Source organism: Corallococcus sp. RDP092CA (assembly GCF_041903675.1).
GTDB lineage: Bacteria > Myxococcota > Myxococcia > Myxococcales > Myxococcaceae > Corallococcus.
On record NZ_JAYESI010000176.1, the window covers coordinates 1 to 255 of the forward strand.

Below are 255 nucleotides of genomic sequence, written 5' to 3' on the forward strand. Positions count from 1 at the left end.
TGCTGGGCAGCCAGGGCCAGGCGAAGTGGCACCTGTGGGCGCTCGCCTCGTCCACCGCCGTCGTCTACCGCGTGGCCCAGGGCCGCGGCGCCCAGGCGGCGCGCGAGCTGCTGAAGGGGTACTCCGGCCTGCTCATGACGGACGGCTACGCGGTGTACGACGCGCTGGCCGCCGCCAGCCATGGGCGCTTCGGTGTCGCGCACTGCTGGGCTCACGCGCGAAGGAAGTTCCTGGAGTGCGGGGCGCCCGAAGCCG

General features: G+C 74.1%; 1 protein-coding gene. It reads left to right on the forward strand.

All coding sequences use genetic code 11. The annotated features are described in order from the left end of the window. Window positions 1–255 (forward strand): transposase (locus U8525_RS34680; RefSeq protein WP_374271006.1); only part of this gene is annotated, 255 nt, incomplete at both ends.